Consider the following 23,521-nt stretch of genomic DNA (forward strand, 5'->3'; position numbering starts at 1 on the left):
AATGTGACGGGTTTTTTGCTATCTGCAGGAAAGTACCCCAAAGCCATAAGCCCGCACAGGCCAATGAGAGTGTCGCATTTACTATGTGACTTTTTACCGCTGTGGGTACAATGACATTCTACTGTGTTGTCGCTACGAAGTAGCGCACCGACTCCAAATACAAGAAAGCCCTACTCGAAAGGCTCGGGCTTTTTACGTCTGGAATAAAGTAAATACAAAGATTCGAGGCAAAAGCTATCAGGTTTTTGGTAGCGCTCAAAAGTTTAATGTTAATACCAATTTTATTAAAAATATGATCGTTCTAGCGTATTAAATAATCCGTTACCTGCGTTAAAAATTATTTATATAGAACAACCATGTATAATAATTTTCGCCTTGTTTTCGACTTGTTTCTTTGTCGCTATGATAGATCACTAATTTAATGTAATTGGTATAACTTGCATAAATAGTTGAACAATCGAACGAATTAAATTCCTATGTAACGTCATTAAAATTTTTTAATTTAATATAACTAGATATCAAAATCTTTCCTTTTTTACTGATTGCATTCTAATTTTGAGAAACTTGCGCTTTTTTTTTAGAGGTTGATCTTAGCTATTTATCTTGAATCTTTACCCTAGTTACTAAATTATCACCTTGTTGCAATTTCATTGTTGGTTTAATAACTCTCCTGTGTAAAACTATCGAGGTTAATTTAGTAAATCAGGTGACATGAATGTCGAATATTAAAGCTTGGAAACTTCTCAGCCTGTTTTGTTTGTTTACAGCATTGATTGGTTGTCAATCTAAAGAAGAGCAGTTAAAACAAACAATTCAAGGGTCTATTAAAAAAGCCGATGTCGAGCTTAATCAGCTTGGTAAAGCGCTTGATAATGGCAGTGTACGTAATGCGATTATTCTTAAAGAATATGGTCGTATTCTCAAACAGCAGCAACCTGAGCTAAGTAAGGTTGTTGATATAGTTAGTCTTGATGCAACACGCAAGGGGGCACTCTATAGTGGCTTAACCCAGCGTCTTGATGATATTAAGGGGAACTATTTAATCCCTCCTTACGAAGATACTTTATACAATATTGATTTATTACGTGAAGCGGCAAAGCCGACGTTATTTTCTGATGCGTTGACCGATCCTATTAATATGCTCGCTGATATGTCGAACGGCACTTTAGCGCGCGTAGGTGCTATAAGCCAACAGGCTGAAGGACAAGGTGTTGGTAACCAAATGGTAGGTAACCCTAACTATGGGAATTGGGAAACGAATAGCAGTGGTACTAGCTTTTGGCAATGGTATGGTATGTATCGGATGCTTGGTGATGTAGTTGGTCGTGTTGATTATGGTAATTGGAGTCGAGGCAGAAAATATAGTTACTATAACGATTATGGTCGAGAGCGTTATTCGAGCCCTAAACAGATAAAAGCTCAAAGTGCTTTAGAGAGTCGCACACGACAAACTTATCAGCGCCAAGGCAAACAATTTACTAGCCCTTATGCGAGTAAAAAAACCGGTGCATCAGGTTTAAGTCGAAGCAGCTATACGCCACCTAAAACTCGCAGCAGTTACTCAAGAACGAGTAGTTACAGCAATAATTCAGGGTCAATTCGTAATAGCAGTAGCAGAACCTCACGCGGCGTCAGTCGTGGTAAGTAAAGAATAACGTTGGAGTTAGAATAATATGTATGAATTTAATGGAATAACTATGTGGTCTTTGCAGGCACTGGCTGTGGATTTTGCAATCATCATTTTACTATTTGTTAGCCTAAAATATATTAAAGGCTGGGTATCTAATTTACATGCCAATGATGAAATTACCGAGCGCGATAACTTTGCATTCGGGATTAGCTTTGCCGCTGGCTTGGTTGCGCTTGCAATTGTATTAACAGGCGTAAGTAGTGGTGCTTTTGCTGCTACGTTGCAAAAAGAAGCGCTATTAATGCTTGGTTATGGTGCATTAGCTATTTTACTTATAAAGCTGGGGCACTTTTTTCAAGATAAAGTGGCGTTGCGTAAAGTGAGTTTACATAACGAAATAGTTAAAGGTAATGTAACAGCATCAATTATTGATTTTGGTCATGTAGTCAGTGTTGCCGTGGTTATTCGCTCTGCACTTTTATGGGTAGCAACAGAGGGTTGGCACGGGATACCTATTGTTATTGCTGCGTTTATAATTGGTAGTGTGGTATTGCTTTTAGTAAGCCAATACCGCGTGCAGCTGTTTAAGAGTACAAATAAAAGTGGTGATTGCTTACAACAAGCTATTGTCGATGGCAATTTAGCGGTAGGTGTTCGTTATGCAGGCTTTTTAATTGGTAGTGCACTCGCGATGACTGCTGCAACAGGTGTTGCTCCTTATGCTGCTGATAATATTAGTGCGAGTTTACTTTACTGGGCTCTAAGCGCAGTTGTTTGTCTGGTTGCCTTCATTTTATTGCACTTACTGACGATTAAAATTATTCTTTCTGGCTGTAATATTTCAGATGAAGTGAATCGTCAAAAGAATGTGGGTGTTGCCGCTATTTCTGCAGCTGTGTCATTTGCTGTTGGGATCACTATGGCCACGTTATTAGGTGCATAATCCCGTGTCATCAACTCAAACTTCCCCAAGTAAATTTAATTTACTTGGGCATGATATTTTACTGATCACTGTTATGGCTGTACTCGCTGGGTGCGGCCTTATTTATGAATACCTACTTTCGCATTATGCAGGTCGTGTACTTGGCTCTGTAGAAAGTGCTATATACACTATGATCGGAATAATGATAGTGGCGATGGGCATGGGGGCGTTTTTAGCGCGCTGGTTTAAAGATGCCTTTACTGCATTTGCCTGGTTAGAGAGTATTGTCGCTTTAATTGGTATGGGTTGTATTTTAGCCATTGCGAGTATTATTGCTGTGAGCTATTCACTTCCTCACCTGTTTTCTAGTATTTTTAATATTCCGCCTGACGTTATTCTCAATGGCTATGTGTTTCAAAAGCTACAAGAGTGGTCGCGTTTTTTACCTTATGTGTTTGGGTTTGTACTCGGTTTATTTATTGGCATGGAAATACCGCTAATTGCGCGTATTCGCCAGCATGTATACGGTCGTTTTTTAGAAAATAATGCGGGGACTATTTATGGCGCGGATTATATAGGGGCAGGAATTGGCGCGGCAATATGGGTGAGTATTATGTTAGCAATCCCGATAATGCAAGCTGCAGCTTGGACTGCGCTATTTAATATTATTGCTGGGCTTGCCTTTTTGTGGCGTTACCATAGCCATGTGCGCTTTGCTAAATTACTGTTAGTTTGCCATATATTATTGCTTGTTTTGTTCGCTTTTATTTTACAGTTTGGTACTAGCTGGATGGATAACCTAAGCAATGTGTTATACAAAGATAAGGTTATTTATTCTCAGGCGACTAAGTATCAACATGTTGTGCTAACAGAGCGTTTAAGTAAAAATCAGCCTCAGCCAATTACAGATCTATATTTAAATGGCCGTTTACAGTTTTCCAGTGTTGATGAGCAGATATATCATTCAATGCTTGTTTATCCTGCAATGCTCGCATCGAATCGTCATGACCGCGTATTAATTATAGGTGGCGGTGACGGACTGGCTATGCGTGATGTATTAAAGTGGCCGGTTGAAGAAGTGACTTTAATAGATTTAGATGGGCAGCTACTTAATTTGTTTGGCCATAAAGATGATAAATTTTCTCCGCCTGATGATATTAAACAGCGACTGGAGGCACTTAATAAAAAATCAATGCATGACCCACGAGCGAACATTATTGTAGGCGATGCATTTTTAGAAGTTGAAAGGCTGCTAGATCAGTCAAAGCAGTTCGATACTATTTTAATTGATTTGCCTGACCCAAATCACCCTGATCTTAATAAGATGTACAGTGATTACTTTTATAATCACGTACGTCAATTATTGGCACCCGATGGTGCGATGGCGGTACAGTCTACCTCGCCTTATCATGCGAAAAAAGCGTTTTTAAGCATAGCTAAAACAGTAAAAGCCGCAGGTTTTGATTATGTTGAGCAATATCAGCAAAACATCCCTTCGTTTGGTCAGTGGGGATGGACTATTGCTACCAAAATGGGGCGATCACCCAGTGCACGTATTAGTGATATAACTGATATGCCAGTGCCCTCTCGTTGGATCAGTAAAAAATATTTATTAGCCAGTTTTGCATTTCCTAATAACTATTTTGAACAAGTGAAAGATATTGAAGTCAATAGGTTAGGCTCAGGTCGCTTATATGATTATTATCGAGCGGCTTGGCAAATAGAAAGTGAATTATATAAAAATTAATAAAACATGATTGACATAATATGTCGGTCATGCGAATCTTAACTCAGACATAATATGTCAAACGACAAAAAGGCAGAGACATGGAATTAAATGAACTTTCAATAAAATTAGCGTCTTTTGAAACTGAGGGTGCTAACTTTGAGTCTTTCTTGATTGCCAATCCAGGTGAGCAAGATGTTTTGCAAGTTATTGTAGATGGAAACGATGAGCTTCCAATTTTTGTTACCCAAACACAAGAGCAATTACTGTGTATTAGCTACTTGTTTGGTGAAGACGAAGTAAAAAGCGAGTTACGCAACGAGTTAAACGAAACATTATTACGTTTAAACGTGCCGATTCCGCTAAGTGCATTTGCTAAAATCGATAATAAATACGCGATTTTTGGTGCACTGTCGGTAAATTCATCGCTAGATGATGTTACCCACGAGTTAGTGACATTAGCTGATAACGCGATTGATGCACTAGAAGCCGTGACCTTGTATTTAAACGATTAATAGCTAGTTAGTGGAGTTAAGATTATGAGTATTTTAAAAAAATTATTTACAGCTGTACGTGGCGGCGCGCGTGAAGCGGGTGAGGCAATTGTAGATGCGAATGGGATCCGTATTTTTGAGCAAGAAATTGCCGATGCGCAAAATGCACTGCACCGTGCTAAAAAAAGCCTAACAGAAGTGATGGCTAAAGAAATGCAAACTAAGCGTAAAATTAGCGCTGTAGATGCATCAATTGCTGAGCACGAAGCTTATGCAGGTCAAGCGCTTGAAAAAGGCAATGAGGCATTAGCGCTAGAAATTGCTGAAAAAATTGGTGATTTTGAAGCTGAGAAAGCCGAACACGAGCAAGTGTTAGCGGGCTTTAGTAATCACATAGTGACTTTGAAGCAACAAGTAAAAGATGCTGAGAAATCAATTAAAGAGAACCAACGTCAGCTTACTATGGTTAAAACTACAGAAAGCGTGCAGCAAGCAACCATGGCTGTAAATAGTACGTTGAATACTAACAGCTCGTCTATGACATCAGCCCGTCAGTCGCTTGAACGTATTAAGCAACGCCAGCAAGATCGCAGTGATCAGCTAGGTGCAGCAAAACAGCTTGAATCAGACGTTAATGGTGATGATTTAAAAGCAAAAATGGCTGAGGCTGGCATTGGTGATACTAATCCAAAAAGCGCTGATATTTTAGCTCGTATTAAAGCGAAGCAAAACGGCTAACATTCAGAATCTATTGAAAAAGGTAACCGAGTTTTCTTGGTTGCCTTTTTTGCTTACAGAGGCCCCTTTATATGTTTAATTTTTTTAAATCTAAAAAAAAGCCAGAGCGTCAGCTTAATCACGCAAGTGACCTTAAAATGGGTGACATGTTTACAGTCATTGATTCGTTTGCATACCCTTTATGGCTTAAAGGTCAAACGTTACGTGTTATTGATGTGCAAACGTATCAATATCAGCATAGCAGTGATACTGAATTTGTGCTTGAAACCAACACTGGGCAAGTGGTGTTTTTACAAATAGAGCAAGATGATGGCGAGCAGTGGGCAAACTTTTCTATAAAAATTCAGCGTGATGATGTTGAGGAGATTTTTGGCCTTGATGAATTTGCGCGTATTTTTGATGAAGAGTCGTTAACCCATATCACGGTGCAAAATACGCCAGAACGTTTTATGCAGTTTTTAGCTAATAGCTATCAACAAAGCGAAGCACCTTATGTATGCTATTTTCACAATAAAGATTTTCGTGGTCAAGCGTTGCCGCGCTATGAGCAAGAAGGTGGTGAGCCATGCGAAATGATTTGCTTAGCCTCCCCTGATGAAGGGCACAGCGTTAATATTGAAATTTGGGAAGGGGGTGAAACTGAAGTATCTCTGACGTTAACCCGCCCGATCAGCGATATTGTAGACCTGTTTCCTGGAGATGCCCAGTGAGCGATGCTAAAGATAAGTGGTTGCGCCAAGAACAGGCTGTGCGCGCCACGCAAATGGCATTTGATTTAAGTAGTGAGGTACAAAAATCGATAAAAAAACAAGCTATCGATCAAGAGCTCACACCTTCTGATATGATCCGTAAAATTTTAGGCTTAGATGTAAAGTCAAAAAAAACGCGACAACGCTTATCCTTTAATTTAAATGATGACGAAATAGCGCAATTGGCTAGCCGATTTGAAGTAGCAGCAGATGATAAAAGAGCGGTAAAGCAGCAGGTAGCAGAGCTACTCATTGAACATACAAAAAAGATTAAGTAACCATGCTTTTTGCCTTCTTTGAGTAAAGTACTTACACTGAGGTTATTATTTTCTAAAGAAGTGCTGCTGTGAATAGTATATTAATTGCCTACATATTTATTTTTGCTTTATTTGGCACGGCGGCAAGTTATTTTGTACGTTTTATATATGCTTACTGGGTAAAGAAGAAAATGCCATTAGAGTATATTTTTAAGGCTGGTGTGTGTATTTTTATGGTGGTGGTTATTTCGGTGCTAATACCACTGTTAAATTAACACCGAAACTAAGTACTACTGGTAATTAACAGTCTTACATTGGTTATCAATACACAAAGAATGTATTTCTAGTACCGGTGAGCACTCCTTTGATTCAAGTGCTGCATTTTTTTGCTGTTCTTGCTGAGTGATTTTTTGTGCTAATTGCTCGGCTTGTTCTTGGGAGTGATTCAATGTTGAGTACACAACATATTTGCTTGGCCCTCCACAAGGACGAGCGCCCACTTCTAATACCTTACATTGATAACTGGCTGTGCAACTTTTGTTGCTAACAAGGTTATTAAGCTGAGCGTCCAAAACCGATGCATTCATGTTTTGAGTAGTACTCGATGTTATTGTACTGGTGCAGCCGCTAAGCAGCATGCTAATAGCGACACTGGCAGCTGATAGTTTAATTACGGATGACAAACCACTCATAATCTAGTCCTTAAAATACACTTACCGCAGAGCCTTCAAGTTTAACACATTTATTTTCAACACACTGCGTGCTTGGCGCAGTTAAATGTTGGCAAATACTCATCATGCCTGTTTGTGCGTTATAGGTACTTTCTAGTTGAGTAATGGTATCGCTTAGTGCTGAAACCTGCTCCTGAGATGCGCTTTGCGTAGAGTACACAATATAATCGCTTGGACCACCACATGCTCGGCTACCCACTGCATTTACTTTACACTGTGAACTCGTTGAACACTGTTTATCTGCAATTAAGTTGTTAAGCTTATTTTTTGCCGTTTTAATATCATCAAGCGACACTTCTTTTGCTGCATCAGCTGGTAACGGCTGTGCAATTTTATTTTGCTCTTTCGCTTGTGGTAGTGCTTGTTGTGACGTGGTCGTTGACGTATTTTCTACCGCATTGGTTTTAGTTTGCTCAGTGTTAGTTGAGTTTGTTTCAAAGCAAGCTGTTAAGCAAAGTGGTAAAAGTAGAGCGAGTAATGGAGTACGCATAATCGTTCCTGATAGTGATGAATTATTCATCACTATCATACACGGTGCATCTATTACGGCAATAAAAACTCTACTATCAATATATTAAAGCGCCATTAATGGCGTTTTTACATTAACCCACCTTGGGTTAATTTAGCTGGATTGAGTAATGCCTCTAATTCTGAGCGAGATAGGTCTGTCTCTTGCTCGGCGATATCAATAATTGGCTTTGCTTGCTGGTAAGCTTGTTTGGCAATTTTTGCTGCTTTTTCATAGCCAATCACAGGGTTAAGCGCGGTCACTAAAATTGGATTTTTAGTTAATGCTTTATCAATCTGAGTTTGATTTACTTTAAAGCTAGCTATCGCTTTATCTGCTAATAGCTGTGCGCTGTTAGTAAGTACCTCAATACTTTGCAGAATATTATACGCAATTACGGGAAGCATCACGTTAAGCTCAAAATTGCCCGCCTGGCCGGCTATCGTAATTGTTGTGTCGTTACCTATTACTTGCGCACTAACCATAGCAGCCGCTTCTGGGATCACTGGGTTCACTTTGCCAGGCATAATAGATGAACCAGGCTGCAATGCTTCAAGCTCTATTTCACCAAGTCCCGCAAGCGGCCCTGAATTCATCCAACGCAAATCATTAGCTATTTTCATCTGCGCAACTGCATAAACTTTTAATTGCCCTGATAAAGCTACAATGGCGTCTTGCGAGCCAATATTATAAAAAAAGTTATCACTGGGGATAAAGTTAATCCCTACTTTTTCACTTAGCTGTTTGGCAAATAGCGTAGCAAATTGTGGATCGGCATTAATACCGGTGCCGACTGCTGTCCCCCCCTGAGCTAGCTCACAGACACGTATTAGTGCATGCTCAATACCTCTGGCTGCGTGCTTTACCTGCGATTGCCATGCGCTGAGTGTTTGCTCAAAGGTCACTGGCATAGCATCCATTAAATGAGTGCGCCCAGTTTTAACTATATGACCGATGTCTGCTTTTTTCTGCTCTAAGACATCGGCTAAGTTTGTTAGTGCGGGCAGTAATTTTTTATCAACACTGATAGCACTGCTTAAGGCGATTGCTGTGGGAATAACGTCATTCGAGCTTTGCCCCATATTCACATCGTCGTTAGGGTGAATAGGTTGATTAGCATGTTTTGAAGCCAAACTTGCAATAACTTCGTTGGCATTCATATTTGAGCTGGTACCTGAGCCTGTTTGAAAAATATCAACGGGGAAATGCTCATAATGCTGACCATCAATAATTTCTTGGCAGGCATGCTCGATTGCATTTGCTTTTGTTTTATCTAAATGGCCCAGCTTTAAATTGGTTAATGCAGCGGCTTGTTTTATATACGCTAAGGCAATAATAAATTGCTGTGGCATGGTGAGGCTGCTAATTGTAAAGTTATTAATGGCGCGTTGGGTTTGTGCTTTATAAAGTGCGTCAGCGGGCACGTCGAGTGTGCCCATGCTATCTGATTCTGTTCTAAAGTTACTCATTAGTACTCCTAAAAAAGAGAATATATGACATTAAACTACGCTATATAAAAAGATATGGTGCTGTTGTTGCTATTTACAACGGTATAGCTAAAAAGTAGAGGGCGTCAAGGCAAGTTAACGAATGGGGTTAAAACTAAAAAGTCGACTTAAACGGATTTTAAGTCGACTTAAATAATGTATTTATATAAACAGCCAGTTACAAGGCTAAACAGAATTTTAATTGTAGCCAAGAATAAATATTTGGTCTGTTTCATGTTTGTTTTGTGCCTTTTGAGTATGTTTTACATGAGAAAGTAAGTCGATGACTGTGGCTCTACAATCTGTTTCATGACTCGTTTTATCTAGGCTTTTATCGGTAATTGCCATTACAGCGTCTACGGCGGTATAGGGTGAAATATACATAATGTTATCCTTTTGTCGTTTAGTACTCATTAAGTGAGTAATTTAATAAAAGCATATAGCGTACCAGCTCGGTAAATATAATTTAACGTATTGAAATTAAAGTTATTTTATTATTTTGGTTAATTTACTCACGACAAAATAGCTGAAATTTGTTTTACTATTGTGCATTCATTTGCAATTTAGGTGCATCAGTATGACCAAACCGTTTTCACAAGCCTGCGAAAATAATAAAAATCATATACTTAAGGCTTTGCAGCCTGCATTGCAAAATGCAGGGTCGGTACTTGAGATAGGCTCGGGGACGGGTCAACATAGTGTTTTCTTTGCCCAAAAACTGCCACATTTACAATGGTATACCAGCGATCGAGAGGTTAATCATCAAGGAATTAGGCTATGGCATGATGAGGTACAACTGACAAATTTGCATCCGCCTTTGCAACTAGACCTAAACGATCCTTGGCCAGTAAAAAAGGTTGATGCAATTTATACTGCAAATACCTTTCATATAGTGAGCTGGAAATTAATCACGCGTTTTTTTGCTGGAGTAAATCAGCACTTAAACGAGCAAGGGGTGGTATGTGTGTATGGCCCTTTTAAATATAAAGGGGAATTTACCAGCCCCAGTAATGATGAATTTAACAGTTTACTGCAAAGTCGCGATCCACTTAGTGGTATCCGTGATTTCGAAGCGATTGAGCAACTTGCAGTGCAATCAGGGCTTAAGTTACTCAGCGATACTGCGATGCCTGCAAATAATCAGTTACTCATTTTTAAACGGCAATAAAGAGCTGCATTGTTGTTTGTAAATGTCGATATGTTGGCATTCGCGTTCTAAGTAATCTGCAATAGCATGATTAAAATCGGGGTGAACAATGTGATGGACAGAGTAAGTGGTTATCGGTTGGAAACCACGTGCTATTTTATGCTCTCCTTGTGCACCGGCATTAAAGCACTGAATGTTATGCTTAATAGCATAATCAATCCCTTGGTAATAACACAGCTCAAAGTGAAGAGAATCAACCTCTTCGCTTGCTCCCCAATAACGCCCATAAAGAGTATTGTCACCAATTAAACTTAAGGTGGCGGCAATGACGTGTTGGTCTTTTTTGGCTAGCATAATGAGCAATTTGTCAGCCATTAAGGCGTGTAGCAAGCTAAAAAACTCACTGTTTAAGTAGCCTAAATGGCCCGAACGTTTTAAATAAGTGCGTTGATAAAACTCACAAAAAAGCTGCATTGTGGCAGTAGTAATCTGCTCACCTTTAAGCCATTCAATACTGATATTCTGTTGTGTAATTTTAGCACGCTCTTTTTTAACTGCTTTGCGCTTACGGGCATTAAAGGTTTTTAAAAAATCGTCAAAATTTTTAAAGTTATTATTAAACCATTGAAATTGCACGCCGGTTCTTCGCATCGCGCCGATATCATAAAGGTGGCTGGCTTGTGCTTTATCGCAAAAGTTTACATGCCAGCCTGACCATGCCTGTTCTGCGCAGTGGCTATTAAGTTGCTCTGTTATATATTCATACACTAACTTTGGATTGCTATGGATAATACGTATTCTTTGTCCCTCAATCGGGCTAAAGGGAATACCGCACAGCCATTTAGGGTAATAATCTAAGCCATTTTTTTCATAAGCTTCAGCCCATGCCCAGTCAAATACATATTCACCGTAGGAGTGCGCTTTTAAGTAGCCAGGGGCAAGGGCAACTAGTTTATCGCCTTCATAAACGGCTAAGTGGTGAGGCTGCCAACCTGTTTTTGCGCTTACACATTGGCTTTGCTCAAGTGCATATAAAAAAGCGTGTTGAGTAAAAGGGTCACTACCAAAAAAATAATGCCATTGTGTTGCGTCAATTTGGTTGATGCTATTAAACCATTGATGTGAAAAGTGGCTCATAATGCTTTGCCTACTATTTTTTAAGTGGGTTGCTGATTAATTTTGGTAATATTGCGACAGCCATATTTGGTTTTCTGTTTTTGATAAATCTTTATGGTTCATCTGGCGCAATATATTGAGATAGGCACTGTATAAGCTTATCGAGTTCGAGAGGTTTTGCAAGATGTTCGTTAAAACCAATTGCTAAGGCATTGGCTTTATCTTCAGGCATTACATCAGCAGTTAAGGCAATAATTGGTAATTGCTCAGTACTTTTAGTTTTCCGTATCAATGCTGTGGCTTGGTAACCGTCCATAATCGGCATTTGGCAATCCATTAATACTAAATCGAAGTCATTTATTTTAACTTGTTCTACTGCTAATTCGCCATTTTCAACCAGTGTTGGGGTAATCCCTAAAGAGCTAAGCATTGCTTTTATGACTAATTGATTGACGCTGTTATCTTCTGCAACCAGTATTTTTAGTTTACTTAAGTCAACATGCTGGTGTATGTGCTTTGCCGTTACTTGTTGCGCTGCACATGTATTTAACTCGACAGACAGAGTAAAAGTAGAGCCCTTACCTGGCTCGCTTTGTACGCTGATATCTCCAGACATTAATAAGCTAAGTTCTTTTGCGATTGCTAAACCAAGCCCTGTGCCACCAAATTTACGTGATGTTGAGCTATCGGCTTGGGTGAATGCATCAAATAATTTACTTTGCTCTGATGGCGCAATACCGATGCCCGAGTCCTTAATAGTCAAGGTAACTTGCCTACGTTTATCGGTGATCTCCTTGCTGTATGCGCTAACACTTACTTCACCTTCATAGGTAAACTTAATGGCGTTACTACATAGGTTTAATAAAATTTGCTCAATTCGCATAACATCACCTTCAAACCAAATATCGGTTGGTAATTGGTTATCAACTTTCCAGTGAATGCCTTTTTGTTCTGCGCTTTGCTCGAACATACTACTGATCCGAGCAAGAAGCGCATTCAAATCAAAAGGAGCGACTTCTAAGGTGAGCTTTTGTGATTCAATTTTAGAGATATCGAGTACATCATTGATTAAACTTAACAATGATTTAGACGCTAAATTAATTTTATTTAAATAATCAGAAAGAATTTCAGGGCTATCTTCATTTTTAGCTAGGGTTGAAAAGCCAATCACAGCGTTAAGTGGGGTGCGAATTTCATGGCTCATATTTGCTAAAAATCGGCTTTTAGCTTGATTTGCTAAATCAGATTGCTTTTTAGCCCTAACGAGTGAGCGAGTACGTTCTGCTACCAAGCGCGACAGTGCAAGGTGTTGGTTATTAAATAACAGTAATATCAGTAAAATGAGGGAGCTTACAATGACCTGTAAAATAAGTAAAAAGAGGGTCATATGATTGTTTTGATGCGGCAGGAACTCATCTTTAATGGTTAAATCAACCAGCCATGTTTGCCCTGCAAAATTAATCGTAATGGTTGTAAGCTTATTGCTTTTGGTCGGTATATTTTCGGCGTTTGAATAAAACGGGTTGGTAGTATTAGCTTCATAAATAGCGATATTAAACATCTTATTTTGTGCTTGGGTAATCGACTGAGCAAGTATGTTTTTTACTAAAAATACACCTGTTGCGTAGCCTTTAATTGAGGCAACTTCGTTATTTTGTTGATACACAGGAGCAAATAATAAATACGCAGGTTCAGGTTGTTTTGCTTGAACTAACTGAATTATTTTAGTGCCCACAGGGCGATTTTTAATGCGTGGGTCGAGTAAAGTCTCACGGCGATCTTTACGAGAATTGAGATTAAAACCTATGGCAGATTGGTTTTCTGCAAAAGGAGCAATATAGGTAATAACCACCAATGGATCGTTGTTTGATAATGGCGCCCCTTTAATGCTCGGATCAAAGCTGTATGCAGTATAAACTTCATTGAGCTGTTTGTTAAAGTCACTGACCTGAGCCTGATTAATTTTGCGGTTCCATGAAAATGCTTTAATAAATGAATGCTCAGCCAATAGTTGGGCACTGTAGCTATTAAACTCTTGCCTGCTTAAAGTTGGCGTTGATTGTATTTGGCTTGCAAGGCTTTGTACGGTTATTTGGCTGAGGTTTAAATTGCTCAGTAAACTGTTTTCAATGATAGATGTTTCACGCTTGGCAATTTGTATTGAATTTGAATAAGCCTCTTGATTATATAGCTTAGTGGTTAAGGCTACAGAGATGAATAACACCGAGCATACTGCGATAGTAGGTAATGGGGTGACATATTGTCGTTTAAATTTAGGTTGTAATAACGCCAATAAAAAGGGGGTTGCGATCAGTACGCCGAGAGAGTCACCTAGCCACCAAAAAATAACGTTTTTCCAATGATTTTCAATGCTGTAAGCGGGGTTGAACTGGCTTAAAGCATAGACGCCAATATTGGCCGATATGAGGCTAACAACAATACCGACGACAAAAATAAAATAAATTATTGATTGGCGTTGTTTTAAATACAGCGGATGGCCTAGCCAGTACTTTAAAAGAGCAGCGCCAATCATCCCTTGCAGCACAGCGCCAAAGCCGATTAGCAGTACTTGTTCTAGTGTATTACCAATTAAAACCTGATCAGTAATAACGTTATCACCGGTACTTAAATTAAAGGCGACAGAGGCAATAAATAATGCTGGGATAAAGCGCCACCACCAGATGAAACAGCCCACTAGGGCGATACCTGCAGGGAGCCAAATAGGGATGACTTGTGTTTGAAAGGCAAAATTAGTTAATAACTTACCAGTTATAAAGTAAGCAACCGCAAACGATATGTAAAAAACAAAAGAACTGGATGTTGAACCAAAAATCTTCACATGCATCCTTGTTAAATATTATTTTTATAGTGAAATCTCAGTATAGCGAATCGGCAGTAAATAGTATTATTTTTTAAAGTGGTAGCTGTTTTTTACTGAATGATTGCTTTAATACAACGGTTGATTCTATGTTGGCGATACAGCTTAAGCTTCCCAGTTGGTGTTTTACAAACTGCTCATAACTTTCTAAATCCTGAGAGATAATTTTTAATAAATAGTCGTGGCTGCCTGAGATCACAGAACACTCAAGTACATGCGGTAGCTTTTCTACATGTTGTTCAAACTGTTGTGCCGCACTCACTGAATTTTGGCACAGTCGCACAAAAGCATAAACCAGTACATTAAGGTTGAGCGACTTAGGGTTAATGGCAGCGTGATAGCCCGTAATTACATGTTCCTGCTCAAGCTTTTTGATACGTCTAAGAGTCGGGGTGTCTGATAGGTTAATGGTATTGGCTAATTCAGAAACCGACATACGGGCATGCGATTGTAAGGCAATCAGTAACTGCTGATCTTTTTTATCTAACATGACTATGGGATCTTATTAATGATTTTAATGTTGGTAGTGATTATTGCTAACTAAAGGTGTTTTTACTATTTTTTTTGGCGTTTTACCCTCAGGGGTTTTTGTTAGCATTAAAACATAATAATAACAGGGTGTAGTTATGAGTTCTTTTACTGCTAAGTTTGACCGTTGGATAAGATCAGAGTTTGTAAGCTTAAACTCGCAATTAGAACAGCTTTATTGGCAGCAAACCGATAAAGCTAATGTTGAGGGGATTGGTGATAGCTTAAAGCTGGCACTAAAAGAGCAAGGCAATGCGCTGATCAGCGATTTATTGGCCGAAGGCAATACCGACGAAGGATTTGATAGCGCATTCGATTTGCTTGGTAATGTTGGTTTGTTTATGGCCGCTTGTCGCAGGCATGAGATCACAGAGCCGAGCAGAGAAACAACCTCACCATTAGTTGAAGCATCGGCGCTTGCTATGCATATTGGTGCTTCTATTGGAGTAACCCCTCGTTTTGCTACTGCGCATCTAACCACGCATAATAAAGCCATTAATGGCACCTATAAGCGTTTTACAAACCTTGATGATGAAGCCCTTTTTTTAGATTACAACACCCAAGGTATTTTAGCGTATAAACGTGCGAGTGATGCTTTATTAAAAATACTGCCATTAGGCATTTCACACCCTGTCACGGCTGAACTACTTGAGGTGGTTAAAACGGCATTAATGGATGTAATAGCGTCGAATAACGCTTTATACACTCAGCTAGACACCGAACGTTTTTTTAATTGTGTACGCCCATATTACAAGCCTTACAGAGTAGGGAAAGAAGTTTACCGTGGTGCAAATGCGGGAGATTTTGCCGGCATTAATGTTATCGATATGCTGTTAGGGCTTTGCAGTGCCAATGAGCCGAGTTACTCGCAAATGCTGGTGGATAAATTTTTATATATGATGCCAGAGGATCAACAAATACTTCGTGAAGCCATGCGTATGCAAAGCCTAATGGATGATTTTTTAGAGGCCGAACAATATAAAAATACAGACTGGTTTCAAAAGCACGGCAAACTATTTATTCAAGTGTGTAAATTACATGGCGACACCGCTATCGGTCATCATAATCAGCTGGTGGAAAAGTTTATTGCTCAGCCATCACAGCACATGCAACAACAGCATATGAGTAAAGTAACCGCCAGTGGACCTCCTCTACCGGTACTGCTCGATTCATTAGCTAAGTTAAGAGATAGGCGTGCCGCGGCAAAGCGTGACGACATAAATACGCGCTTTGATGATTTAAACACGCTAAAACAGTGGATTAATTAATATGGCTAAAAATGATTTTTGTATGCCACAGGGTTGTTATTTATTAAGCCACTCTGTCGGCCGTCCTCTAAAAGCGAGCTTAGAAAATGCAACTGAACATTTTTTTACTCCTTGGCAAGAAAGTGTAAAAGAGCCATGGCGACAGTGGTTACCCGCCATTGAAAGATTTACTGAGGCATTAGGGCAGCTATTTAATGCGCCTAGTGAGCAATTTTGTCCTCAGGTTAATTTATCCAGTGGTTTAACTAAATTGGTTATGTCACACCCTATATTTAATAAACCACACTGCACAGTATTAATGGCGCAGGCTGACTTTCCCAGTATGGGATTTGTAATGCAAAAAGCACTGCCTGACTGTGCAACAATACGCTACATCCCTGAGCATGAAGACTTGAGTGATAGACAGGTATGGCAGCGATATTTAACCCAAGAGATTGATGGGGTCTTTGTTAGTCATGTTTATTCAAATACCGGGGTGCAAGCTCCCATAAGCGATATTGTGGCGCTGAGTAAAGTAACCAATACGCTGTCAATTATTGATGTGGCGCAATCAGCAGGGGTTATTCCTGTAGATTTAACTGCGTTAAATGCTGACTTTATGATTGGCTCAAGTGTGAAGTGGTTATGCGGCGGTCCAGGAGCGGCTTATTTATGGGTAAATCCAAAGCAAATAACACAATGTGAACCAAAAGATGTTGGCTGGTTTTCACATCAAAATCCCTTTGAGTTTGATATTTCGCATTTTCAATATAACGCTAAAACACTTAGGTTTTGGGGCGGTACGCCCTCGGTACTTCCTTATATTATTGCCGCTCATAGTATTGAATATATTGTTGAGTTTGGCGTTGAACAAGTCAGATCGTATAATTTGATGTTACTTGAGTTAATTCAACAGCAATTGGGCGCCTTTTTAAAATCGCCTATCGCTAAAGAGCAATGTAGTGGCACCGCTATTTTAAATTTTGCTGAGCATCAACAAAGTGTATTAACGGCATTAGAGACAGCAAAAATAAGTATTGATGTGCGTAAACTCGGCATCCGTGTTTCACCTCATATATATAATACAACGTCAGAGATACAAACATTTATTGATGTTGTGAAGCACATACTTAAGGCTGCTGACTAAGCTGCTGTTTTTTTTGAGTGAGCGCTTCTATTTGTTGTTGTGCTTGCTTGATTTGTGGGTCAAATCGCTGCTTAAGTGCCGCCGTTTCAGTGGTTATAGCATTCGCAATTGAGCTGGCCCCTAAGCGATTTGCTTTATCTTGGGTCATGTAATCGATTTGCTGTTTTCTTTGTGTGTATTCTTGTTGGTATTGTTTAATTTTAAGCTCAAGCTGCACAATATCACGCTCTATTTGTTGCACCGCTAAGTAATCGTCTACGGAGGTGTCGGTAACGGGTGTGTTTTTTTGTTGCAATGTATTCGTTTGTATAAGGTTAACGTTTTTAAGTGTCATCACTTTAGCGTTTTCAGCACAAGGTGTTTGGCTAAAAGTAGGCACTCCTTTAATGGTGCATTTATAAACCGTCACTTCATTTGCCATGCTAAAAGCACAGGCACCCAAACAACACAGTATTAATATTAGCTTTGCCATGGCTAAACCTAAGTTGGCTCAAAATAGCATTTATAATGCACTAAGTTGTAATACCATACAATTTGTTTAATTTAATAGCATGTGCTCCGGATTGCGTTAAATAAAGTCAAGTTAACAAAGGATATTAAAATTTAGGCACAAAAAAACCACAATTAAGTGGCTTATATTCAGTAATGGTGGAGAGGGAGGGATAGACTTGCTTACATCCCTGTAATTAATCGCTGCGCGACGCTTGCAGCGGCCTAAAATGTTCCAGACATTTTATCGAACCCTGTCGAGGGTGCTCACCCTCCCTATTTCTTAACGGAGTTAAAATTTAGGCACAAAAAAACCACAATTAAGTGGCTTATATTCAGTAATGGTGGAGAGGGAGGGATAGACTTGCTTACATCCCTGTAATTAATCGCTGCGCGACGCTTGCAGCGGCCTAAAATGTTCCAGACATTTTATCGAACCCTGTCGAGGGTGCTCACCCTCCCTATTTCTTAACGGAGTTAAAATTTAGGCACAAAAAAACCACAATTAAGTGGCTTATATTCAGTAATGGTGGAGAGGGAGGGATTCGAACCCTCGATAGAGCTACAAACTCTATACTCCCTTAGCAGGGGAGCTCCTTCGGCCACTCGGACACCTCTCCGACACATTATTTAGCGTGTTATCAATCGGAAAAACCAATTAATACAAATAAGTGGTGGAGAGATAGGGATTTGAACCCTAGAGGGGCTATAAACCCCTGCCGGTTTTCAAGACCGGTGCATTCGACCACTCTGCCATCTCTCCACGTCGTGGTGCAGGATAATACTTAGGTGAGTTGCCTGTGTAAATAGCAAAAAGATCGTTTGCTTAAAAAGTGAGCGTAAATGAGGTTTTTTTTATAAATAATGAAAATTTAAGGTGATTTTATAGGTATGAAGGGGCTGGCAGCAAACAGATGGAGCTAAAGAAGAAACTTCCTTTAGTGGTTGGGTGTTTGCTGCAACAATACAAAAATCATGGTTGGGTGATTATTTGTATTGAATTGCACCGCCAAGTGCTAATTTTTTTCCGTAACGGTTAAGTTTAGCTAGCATTTTTGCTTTGCGATTAGTTGGTTTAACTGCAACGTGAGTTGTGGCTGTTTGGTTTAATGTATTAATTGGGTTCATTGTATTCGCTCCAAGGTTGTGTCTGTTGAAAACGTGTGCATTTTGCCCGTAGGTTGGTTAAAAATAAAGCGATAAAAATTGCTGGTGAAATATTAGTTTTTTTAATCTGAAAGTGTTTTTTTTATTTGCTATTTAATGGCGTTTTTTTTGATTTTGTATATTTATTCATTATAGTCGTGTGCTATATCACTTTTATATGGGGTTTTTTCAGTTTTTTTAATTTTAATATGTTTATAAATAGATTGTTTTGAATAGTTATTCAGATTAAATTATTTTGTATTAATGGGGTGGGTTTTACTTCGTTCAAAGATTTAACATGCTATTTATAGGTGGTTAATTATTTATCAGAGAAGAGCATTAAATAAACGATAAAAAAGAGTGTTGCTAGGCTTTTAAATTATAAAAAAAGTGCCTAGGTTACTAGGCACTTTGGAGTTAGTTGCGTTTTAAAACGCTTCTAACTGGGGATCGCACCGCCTCAAGAATTTAAAACTTAAAAAGAGGTGGTTTTAATATGTTGCAATTTGGGCTTACAATCATCAGCTCGGACGGCATTCTAAGTGATCTAGAGCGAAGTGAAGATTATACTTTGGTTTGTATTTTACTATGAAGCCACAAAATGCCTCTGCACAGCAAGAGCAGATCCGCTCAACAGTCTATTATTTGAGTTAAATGGGACTGGTGGGGTAAAAAACGCAAAATGCGGCATAGCTTAAAAGCAAATGCCGCAAAGGGAGATTAATTAAAATGCTGAGCAGTTAGTGCTGTTTTATAGTAAATAACTCATAGCCTTTTAATGCAGGCACTTGCGCAGCAAGTTGGGTTTCTTGTTGTGCGATTTCAACAAAGTCACCACACAGTGTATTTGCACGCTGTTCAAGTTTTTTTGCATGGCGCTCTACTTTTTCTTCTATTTGTGCGCCCATATTTTCCATGCGCTCTTCAAAGGCTTGCATGTCACCACCTGAACCCATTAGCTCAGAACTTAATGCTACTAAAATACTGCCCATTGATTGCATTACGGCCGACTCAACGGCAGTTTCTATTTGTTGTTCAAACTGCTGTTCAAAGTTTTCACCAAACTGAGTGAAGCTTTGCTGGCCCATGACAAATGTACCTTGTTGGTAAAAGGTACCCTCTACTTCTTGTTGAATATCGTCCATCAAGGTAGCAATGTTATCGAGGCCATCAATATTAAATGCATTGGCGACTTCTTCTAATGTAACGCCCGCAATTTTAACGCCATCAAGTGCAATGTTGGCTACTTCAGGTAATTGCGCGCGTAAATTATCTGTGTAGTTGGTCAGTGCTTGGCGCTGAGCGCTATTTAATGCTACTTGCTCGCCATTGATCGACAACTCACCTTGAGTGGTAAAAGTCATACGTTGATTGTTGGCTTTAAAAATTTCTAATTCACTTGGCTTTATACGTACATCGTTTTTAAACTCAACTTTACATTCGTCGTTACTAAATGAAATTGAAGAGCTGTTATCGTTATGAGCCATGGCGACGGGGGCGCACATAATTGCGCTAACTAATAATAATTCTTTCATGTTTATTCTCTGTTTTTTGCTGATGATAATTAACTTATAACAAGTTTGGTGCCAATAGTTTTTAGTGTTTAAAAACAGTGGTTTGTGATTTTTAAGGTGCTTTGAAGTTGAAAGTAAAGTCATTGAAAAAGCTAAAATTTGGTCAAAATAACCAATAATCAAATGCTAATAAATAAAATTTATCGATACGATAAAAAACTCTCACTTTCCACAATTCAAATTTAGCGCTATTTATTCACAATACTGACACAGAGACTATTTAGGATAGCGATGTGGCTTTATTTTGACGTAAATTTGTACAATGAATTTGCGTTGAACATTTTAATTTCACCAATTATCGCGATACAAGAATCCGTAATTGGTCTCAAACACTTTATGGAGTGGGTTGTGGGTAAGACATTTAGTTACGATGCGCTAGATGATGATTTTGTTGAAGACGAATACGAAATGGTCGGGCGTAATCAACACGACAAGAAAAAGCAAAAGGTGAAAAGAAAGTTAGAGGATTACCTTGAGCAAAAACGCTTGCGTAAAAACCTAGGTGAAGATGACTTAAACGATTATATTGATTAGGTTGTTGCTAGTACAAATCAGTGCCGACATATTAGCTTTTAACTGCTACTTAGGTAGTATTTAAAGCTCTGTGGGTTGGTAATAAAGAGGCTTTATGCCTCTTTATAATTTTTAAGCCTCAAACTTTAGCTGCGAGCAATGCTTTTTCAATTACTTTTTCTAGTTTTTCAGGTTTAGTAAAGGGCGCGTAGCGCTTAATGGGTGAGCCATCTGCATTAATCAAAAACTTTGTGAAGTTCCACTTAATTTTTCGTGTTAAAAACCCCGGCAATACAGATTTTAAATAGCGAAAAACCGGATGTGTATGCTGACCATTAACGTTCACTTTTTCTGCGATTAAAAAACTAACTCCGTAATTGATTAAACAACCTTGTGCTATTTGTTTCGCGTCTCCGGGTTCTTGCTGGCCAAATTGGTTACACGGGAAACCTATAATGACTAAACCTTGGCTGGCATACTTTTCGTGTAATGCTTGCAATGACTCGTATTGATAGGTGAATCCACACTCACTTGCGGTATTTACTATTAACACAACTTTACCTACAAACTCTTTAAAATCGATAGGTTGGCCTTGCAGGCTAGTAGCACTTAGTTGATGAAATGGGTGCATATTATTAAGCTATTATTTGTTTATTTGGCATAGTCTAACCTTTGCTTGGTGATTAACAAAGTCAAAATAGCGAACACTGCTATGGCATTACTGTTAATTTAAAATCAAAAATAACCCCATACCAGCAAGTGTGGTTAGGTAAATATTATGTGTTTTGTAAGCAACTATAATGGCCACAATCGCTGCGCTTAGATAAGGGTTTTGCCAGCTTAAGTTAATGCCTTCATCATTAATAAATACAATCGGCACCCAAATCGCTGTTAGAACCGCAGGTGCACTGAAGCTCAAAAACTGCTGCATTTTAGGTCCTACTTTAAATGGTAGCGCGCGATGTAAGAATAAATAACGGGTAAAAAAGGTAATACACGCCATAAGTAAAATAGTCGTCATCATGATTTGGCGTCCTTATTTTTTACTATTCTGGTAACAGCATACCCTGCGCTCATCGCTAATAGTGCTGAGCATACCAACCACAGCTCAAAGCCTGTACTTTTTAATAAAGTGGCACAGAACCCTGCAACAATGACAGTGACAAGTGTGGCTAAATTTTTAATCCCCGGGATAACCAAAGCAATAAAGGTTGCAGCAATCGCAAAGTCGAGTCCTAAATTGGTTAGATCAGGGAGCATAGTGCCGGCTACAATACCGATAAGTGTCCAAATATTCCAAGCAATGTAAAAGCTAAAGCCTGCGCTGAGCGCGTAAATTAGGCGCGTTTGAGTCTGATAGGCGCGAGGGTGATGCGAAAAAGCAAATAGTTCATCAGTTAAGACAAAGCTGACTGGAAGGCGCCAACGCATGGGTTGTTCAATCACTTTGTGGCGAACCGCTAAGCCATATAAAAAATGGCGGGAGCTAATAATAAATGTGGTAAATAAAATGGTTAGTAGAGGCGTGTTACCAGCAATTAGCTCAATCGCAACTAGTTGAGCCGAGCCTGCAAATACTAGTAGCGACATGGCTTGGGTTTCAAAGGGGGTAAAGCCATTTTGTATTGCCAATGAGCCACATAAAATACCCCAAGGGATCACTGCCAAGCACAATGGCAGCATATCTAAAAAGCCTTTTAATAATGGTTTTTTAATGGAATGCATGTTTTTTACTCTTTGTACCGGTAGAAAGACTCATCAGGATACCTTAATATTAAAATGCTATAATAGTTAGCGTTTTAGATGATACTGTTTTTTTAAGGAAAGGTGTAATGTTCAAGGTAAAAGTATGGGATGGCTTTTTAAGAAGCTTTCATTGGTTATTAGTGCTGAGTATTGCCGTACTTTATTTTAGTATTGAAGAGGGCATGATAGAGCTTCATTTTTTAGCTGGCTTTTTTACACTAGCGCTTATCTGCACACGATTAATATGGGGGATTATAGGAAGTAAAACGGCGAAGTTATCAGCCTTATTTCACTCGCCTCGCGCTGTTTTTGAATCGTTCAAAGCAAATGATACTCATCAGCTAGGGCATTCTGCACCAGGTAGTTATATGGTGTTATTATTTTTTGTATTGATTATTACTCAGTTACTTAGCGGCCTGATGAGTAGCGATGGTATTTTGACTGATGGCCCTTTAGCACAGTATGTTTCAAGTAATACCGTTGATTTTGCTAATTGGTTGCATCGTTTAAACTTCGATATTTTATTTTATGCGATTGGTTTACATGTTGCCGCAATTGCTTTTTATAAAATTAAGGGTAAGCCTTTAGTAAAAGCAATGATCACTGGCGAAAAGGCACTACCGAGTACAAAACAAGAGCCTGTTACCAAAGCACCATGGCTTGCATGGGGTATTTTTATTACTTTACTGGTTGCAATAATGACTACGTGGGGACGTGAGCCTTTAAGTTATTTACTTAGTTAAAAAAT

At 39.0% G+C, this 23,521-nt stretch carries 26 protein-coding genes and 2 tRNA genes; 13 read left to right on the forward strand and 15 right to left on the reverse strand.

Going from position 1 to position 23,521, the window contains the following annotated elements; all coding sequences use genetic code 11:
• Positions 1 to 715 precede the first annotated feature (715 nt).
• From KG708_RS16390 to KG708_RS16425, 8 genes are all read left to right on the forward strand, one after another.
• Complete coding sequence (locus tag KG708_RS16390) at positions 716 to 1,648, forward strand: CHAD domain-containing protein (protein WP_213611570.1); 933 nt, start codon at positions 716 to 718, stop codon at positions 1,646 to 1,648.
• Between the two features lie 25 nt (positions 1,649 to 1,673).
• Positions 1,674 to 2,573 carry a DUF350 domain-containing protein gene (locus tag KG708_RS16395; protein WP_213611572.1) on the forward strand — a complete coding sequence of 300 codons (900 nt, stop codon included), beginning with the start codon at positions 1,674 to 1,676 and terminating at the stop codon, positions 2,571 to 2,573.
• Between the two features lie 4 nt (positions 2,574 to 2,577).
• Positions 2,578 to 4,299 carry a polyamine aminopropyltransferase gene (locus KG708_RS16400; RefSeq protein ID WP_213611574.1) on the forward strand — a complete coding sequence of 574 codons (1,722 nt, stop codon included), beginning with the start codon at positions 2,578 to 2,580 and terminating at the stop codon, positions 4,297 to 4,299.
• An 80-nt stretch (positions 4,300 to 4,379) separates the two neighbouring features.
• Positions 4,380 to 4,793, forward strand: a complete 414-nt coding sequence (locus tag KG708_RS16405) for a DUF2170 family protein (protein WP_006793818.1) — start codon at positions 4,380 to 4,382, stop codon at positions 4,791 to 4,793.
• 24 nt (positions 4,794 to 4,817) lie between these two features.
• A complete protein-coding gene (locus tag KG708_RS16410) occupies positions 4,818 to 5,510 on the forward strand; it encodes a PspA/IM30 family protein (protein ID WP_213611576.1) in 693 nt (230 codons plus the stop codon).
• 71 nt (positions 5,511 to 5,581) lie between these two features.
• The gene (locus KG708_RS16415) at positions 5,582 to 6,220 is read left to right on the forward strand and encodes a hypothetical protein (protein WP_213611577.1); all 639 of its coding nucleotides are present in this window, start codon (positions 5,582 to 5,584) and stop codon (positions 6,218 to 6,220) included.
• Complete coding sequence (locus KG708_RS16420; RefSeq protein WP_213611579.1) at positions 6,217 to 6,537, forward strand: hypothetical protein; 321 nt, start codon at positions 6,217 to 6,219, stop codon at positions 6,535 to 6,537. The genes KG708_RS16415 and KG708_RS16420 overlap by 4 nt, the downstream gene beginning before the upstream one ends.
• A gap of 68 nt (positions 6,538 to 6,605) precedes the next feature.
• The gene (locus tag KG708_RS16425; protein ID WP_213611582.1) at positions 6,606 to 6,791 is read left to right on the forward strand and encodes a hypothetical protein; all 186 of its coding nucleotides are present in this window, start codon (positions 6,606 to 6,608) and stop codon (positions 6,789 to 6,791) included.
• A 15-nt stretch (positions 6,792 to 6,806) separates the two neighbouring features.
• Here KG708_RS16425 and KG708_RS16430 read toward each other — a convergent pair whose 3' ends face one another.
• From KG708_RS16430 to KG708_RS16445, 4 genes are all read right to left on the reverse strand, one after another.
• Positions 6,807 to 7,208: a hypothetical protein gene (locus tag KG708_RS16430; RefSeq protein WP_213611583.1), complete on the reverse strand. Its 402-nt coding sequence runs from the start codon at positions 7,206 to 7,208 to the stop codon at positions 6,807 to 6,809.
• A 10-nt stretch (positions 7,209 to 7,218) separates the two neighbouring features.
• Entirely contained in the window at positions 7,219 to 7,737 is a 519-nt protein-coding gene (locus KG708_RS16435) for a hypothetical protein (protein ID WP_213611584.1), read from the reverse strand.
• Positions 7,738 to 7,844: 107 nt separating this feature from the next.
• Positions 7,845 to 9,224, reverse strand: coding sequence for a class II fumarate hydratase (locus KG708_RS16440; protein ID WP_213611585.1), 1,380 nt, complete (start codon positions 9,222 to 9,224; stop codon positions 7,845 to 7,847).
• A gap of 216 nt (positions 9,225 to 9,440) precedes the next feature.
• Positions 9,441 to 9,626, reverse strand: coding sequence for a hypothetical protein (locus KG708_RS16445; protein ID WP_013463685.1), 186 nt, complete (start codon positions 9,624 to 9,626; stop codon positions 9,441 to 9,443).
• A 193-nt stretch (positions 9,627 to 9,819) separates the two neighbouring features.
• On the opposite strand from KG708_RS16445, the gene KG708_RS16450 reads away from it, so the two are divergent.
• On the forward strand, positions 9,820 to 10,410 hold the full coding sequence (locus KG708_RS16450; protein WP_213611586.1) for a DUF938 domain-containing protein: 591 nt from the start codon (positions 9,820 to 9,822) through the stop codon (positions 10,408 to 10,410).
• On the opposite strand, the gene KG708_RS16455 is transcribed toward KG708_RS16450, so the two are convergent.
• The 3 genes from KG708_RS16455 to KG708_RS16465 all read right to left on the reverse strand — a co-directional run bounded on the left by KG708_RS16455 (position 10,387) and on the right by KG708_RS16465 (position 14,873).
• Positions 10,387 to 11,526 carry a GNAT family N-acetyltransferase gene (locus KG708_RS16455; RefSeq protein ID WP_213611587.1) on the reverse strand — a complete coding sequence of 380 codons (1,140 nt, stop codon included), beginning with the start codon at positions 11,524 to 11,526 and terminating at the stop codon, positions 10,387 to 10,389. The genes KG708_RS16450 and KG708_RS16455 overlap by 24 nt on opposite strands.
• Before the next feature lie 91 nt (positions 11,527 to 11,617).
• Entirely contained in the window at positions 11,618 to 14,344 is a 2,727-nt protein-coding gene (locus KG708_RS16460) for a CHASE domain-containing protein (RefSeq protein WP_213611592.1), read from the reverse strand.
• Positions 14,345 to 14,417: 73 nt separating this feature from the next.
• On the reverse strand, positions 14,418 to 14,873 hold the full coding sequence (locus tag KG708_RS16465; protein WP_213611594.1) for an Lrp/AsnC family transcriptional regulator: 456 nt from the start codon (positions 14,871 to 14,873) through the stop codon (positions 14,418 to 14,420).
• Between the two features lie 136 nt (positions 14,874 to 15,009).
• On the opposite strand from KG708_RS16465, the gene KG708_RS16470 reads away from it, so the two are divergent.
• Both KG708_RS16470 and KG708_RS16475 read left to right on the forward strand, forming a co-directional pair.
• Positions 15,010 to 16,179: a monodechloroaminopyrrolnitrin synthase PrnB family protein gene (locus KG708_RS16470; protein ID WP_213611596.1), complete on the forward strand. Its 1,170-nt coding sequence runs from the start codon at positions 15,010 to 15,012 to the stop codon at positions 16,177 to 16,179.
• 1 nt (position 16,180) lies between these two features.
• The gene (locus KG708_RS16475; protein WP_213611598.1) at positions 16,181 to 17,305 is read left to right on the forward strand and encodes an aminotransferase class V-fold PLP-dependent enzyme; all 1,125 of its coding nucleotides are present in this window, start codon (positions 16,181 to 16,183) and stop codon (positions 17,303 to 17,305) included.
• On the opposite strand, the gene KG708_RS16480 is transcribed toward KG708_RS16475, so the two are convergent.
• The 5 genes from KG708_RS16480 to KG708_RS16500 all read right to left on the reverse strand — a co-directional run bounded on the left by KG708_RS16480 (position 17,289) and on the right by KG708_RS16500 (position 20,475).
• Positions 17,289 to 17,777 (reverse strand): RNA-binding protein, encoded by a 489-nt coding sequence (locus tag KG708_RS16480; RefSeq protein WP_213611600.1) that lies wholly within the window; start codon positions 17,775 to 17,777, stop codon positions 17,289 to 17,291. The two genes, KG708_RS16475 and KG708_RS16480, sit on opposite strands and share 17 nt — an antisense overlap.
• 544 nt (positions 17,778 to 18,321) lie before the next feature.
• A tRNA-Ser gene (locus tag KG708_RS16485) sits at positions 18,322 to 18,414 on the reverse strand.
• Positions 18,415 to 18,466: 52 nt separating this feature from the next.
• A tRNA-Ser gene (locus KG708_RS16490) sits at positions 18,467 to 18,557 on the reverse strand.
• A gap of 224 nt (positions 18,558 to 18,781) precedes the next feature.
• On the reverse strand, positions 18,782 to 18,922 hold the full coding sequence (locus tag KG708_RS16495; protein WP_010392563.1) for a hypothetical protein: 141 nt from the start codon (positions 18,920 to 18,922) through the stop codon (positions 18,782 to 18,784).
• A 758-nt stretch (positions 18,923 to 19,680) separates the two neighbouring features.
• Positions 19,681 to 20,475, reverse strand: a complete 795-nt coding sequence (locus KG708_RS16500; RefSeq protein WP_213611602.1) for a YggN family protein — start codon at positions 20,473 to 20,475, stop codon at positions 19,681 to 19,683.
• Between the two features lie 387 nt (positions 20,476 to 20,862).
• On the opposite strand from KG708_RS16500, the gene KG708_RS16505 reads away from it, so the two are divergent.
• The gene (locus tag KG708_RS16505) at positions 20,863 to 21,048 is read left to right on the forward strand and encodes a PA3496 family putative envelope integrity protein (protein ID WP_008108975.1); all 186 of its coding nucleotides are present in this window, start codon (positions 20,863 to 20,865) and stop codon (positions 21,046 to 21,048) included.
• A gap of 118 nt (positions 21,049 to 21,166) precedes the next feature.
• Here KG708_RS16505 and KG708_RS16510 read toward each other — a convergent pair whose 3' ends face one another.
• From KG708_RS16510 to KG708_RS16520, 3 genes are all read right to left on the reverse strand, one after another.
• On the reverse strand, positions 21,167 to 21,658 hold the full coding sequence (locus KG708_RS16510) for a glutathione peroxidase (protein WP_213611604.1): 492 nt from the start codon (positions 21,656 to 21,658) through the stop codon (positions 21,167 to 21,169).
• 93 nt (positions 21,659 to 21,751) lie between these two features.
• On the reverse strand, positions 21,752 to 22,051 hold the full coding sequence (locus tag KG708_RS16515) for an AzlD domain-containing protein (RefSeq protein ID WP_213611606.1): 300 nt from the start codon (positions 22,049 to 22,051) through the stop codon (positions 21,752 to 21,754).
• Positions 22,048 to 22,752 (reverse strand): AzlC family ABC transporter permease, encoded by a 705-nt coding sequence (locus KG708_RS16520; protein ID WP_213611608.1) that lies wholly within the window; start codon positions 22,750 to 22,752, stop codon positions 22,048 to 22,050. Before KG708_RS16520 ends, KG708_RS16515 begins: the two co-directional genes overlap by 4 nt.
• 107 nt (positions 22,753 to 22,859) lie before the next feature.
• On the opposite strand from KG708_RS16520, the gene KG708_RS16525 reads away from it, so the two are divergent.
• A complete protein-coding gene (locus KG708_RS16525; protein WP_213611610.1) occupies positions 22,860 to 23,516 on the forward strand; it encodes a cytochrome b/b6 domain-containing protein in 657 nt (218 codons plus the stop codon).
• Positions 23,517 to 23,521 lie beyond the last annotated feature (5 nt).

Origin of the sequence: Pseudoalteromonas sp. (genome assembly GCF_018402495.1) — a bacterium.
GTDB lineage: Bacteria > Pseudomonadota > Gammaproteobacteria > Enterobacterales > Alteromonadaceae > Pseudoalteromonas.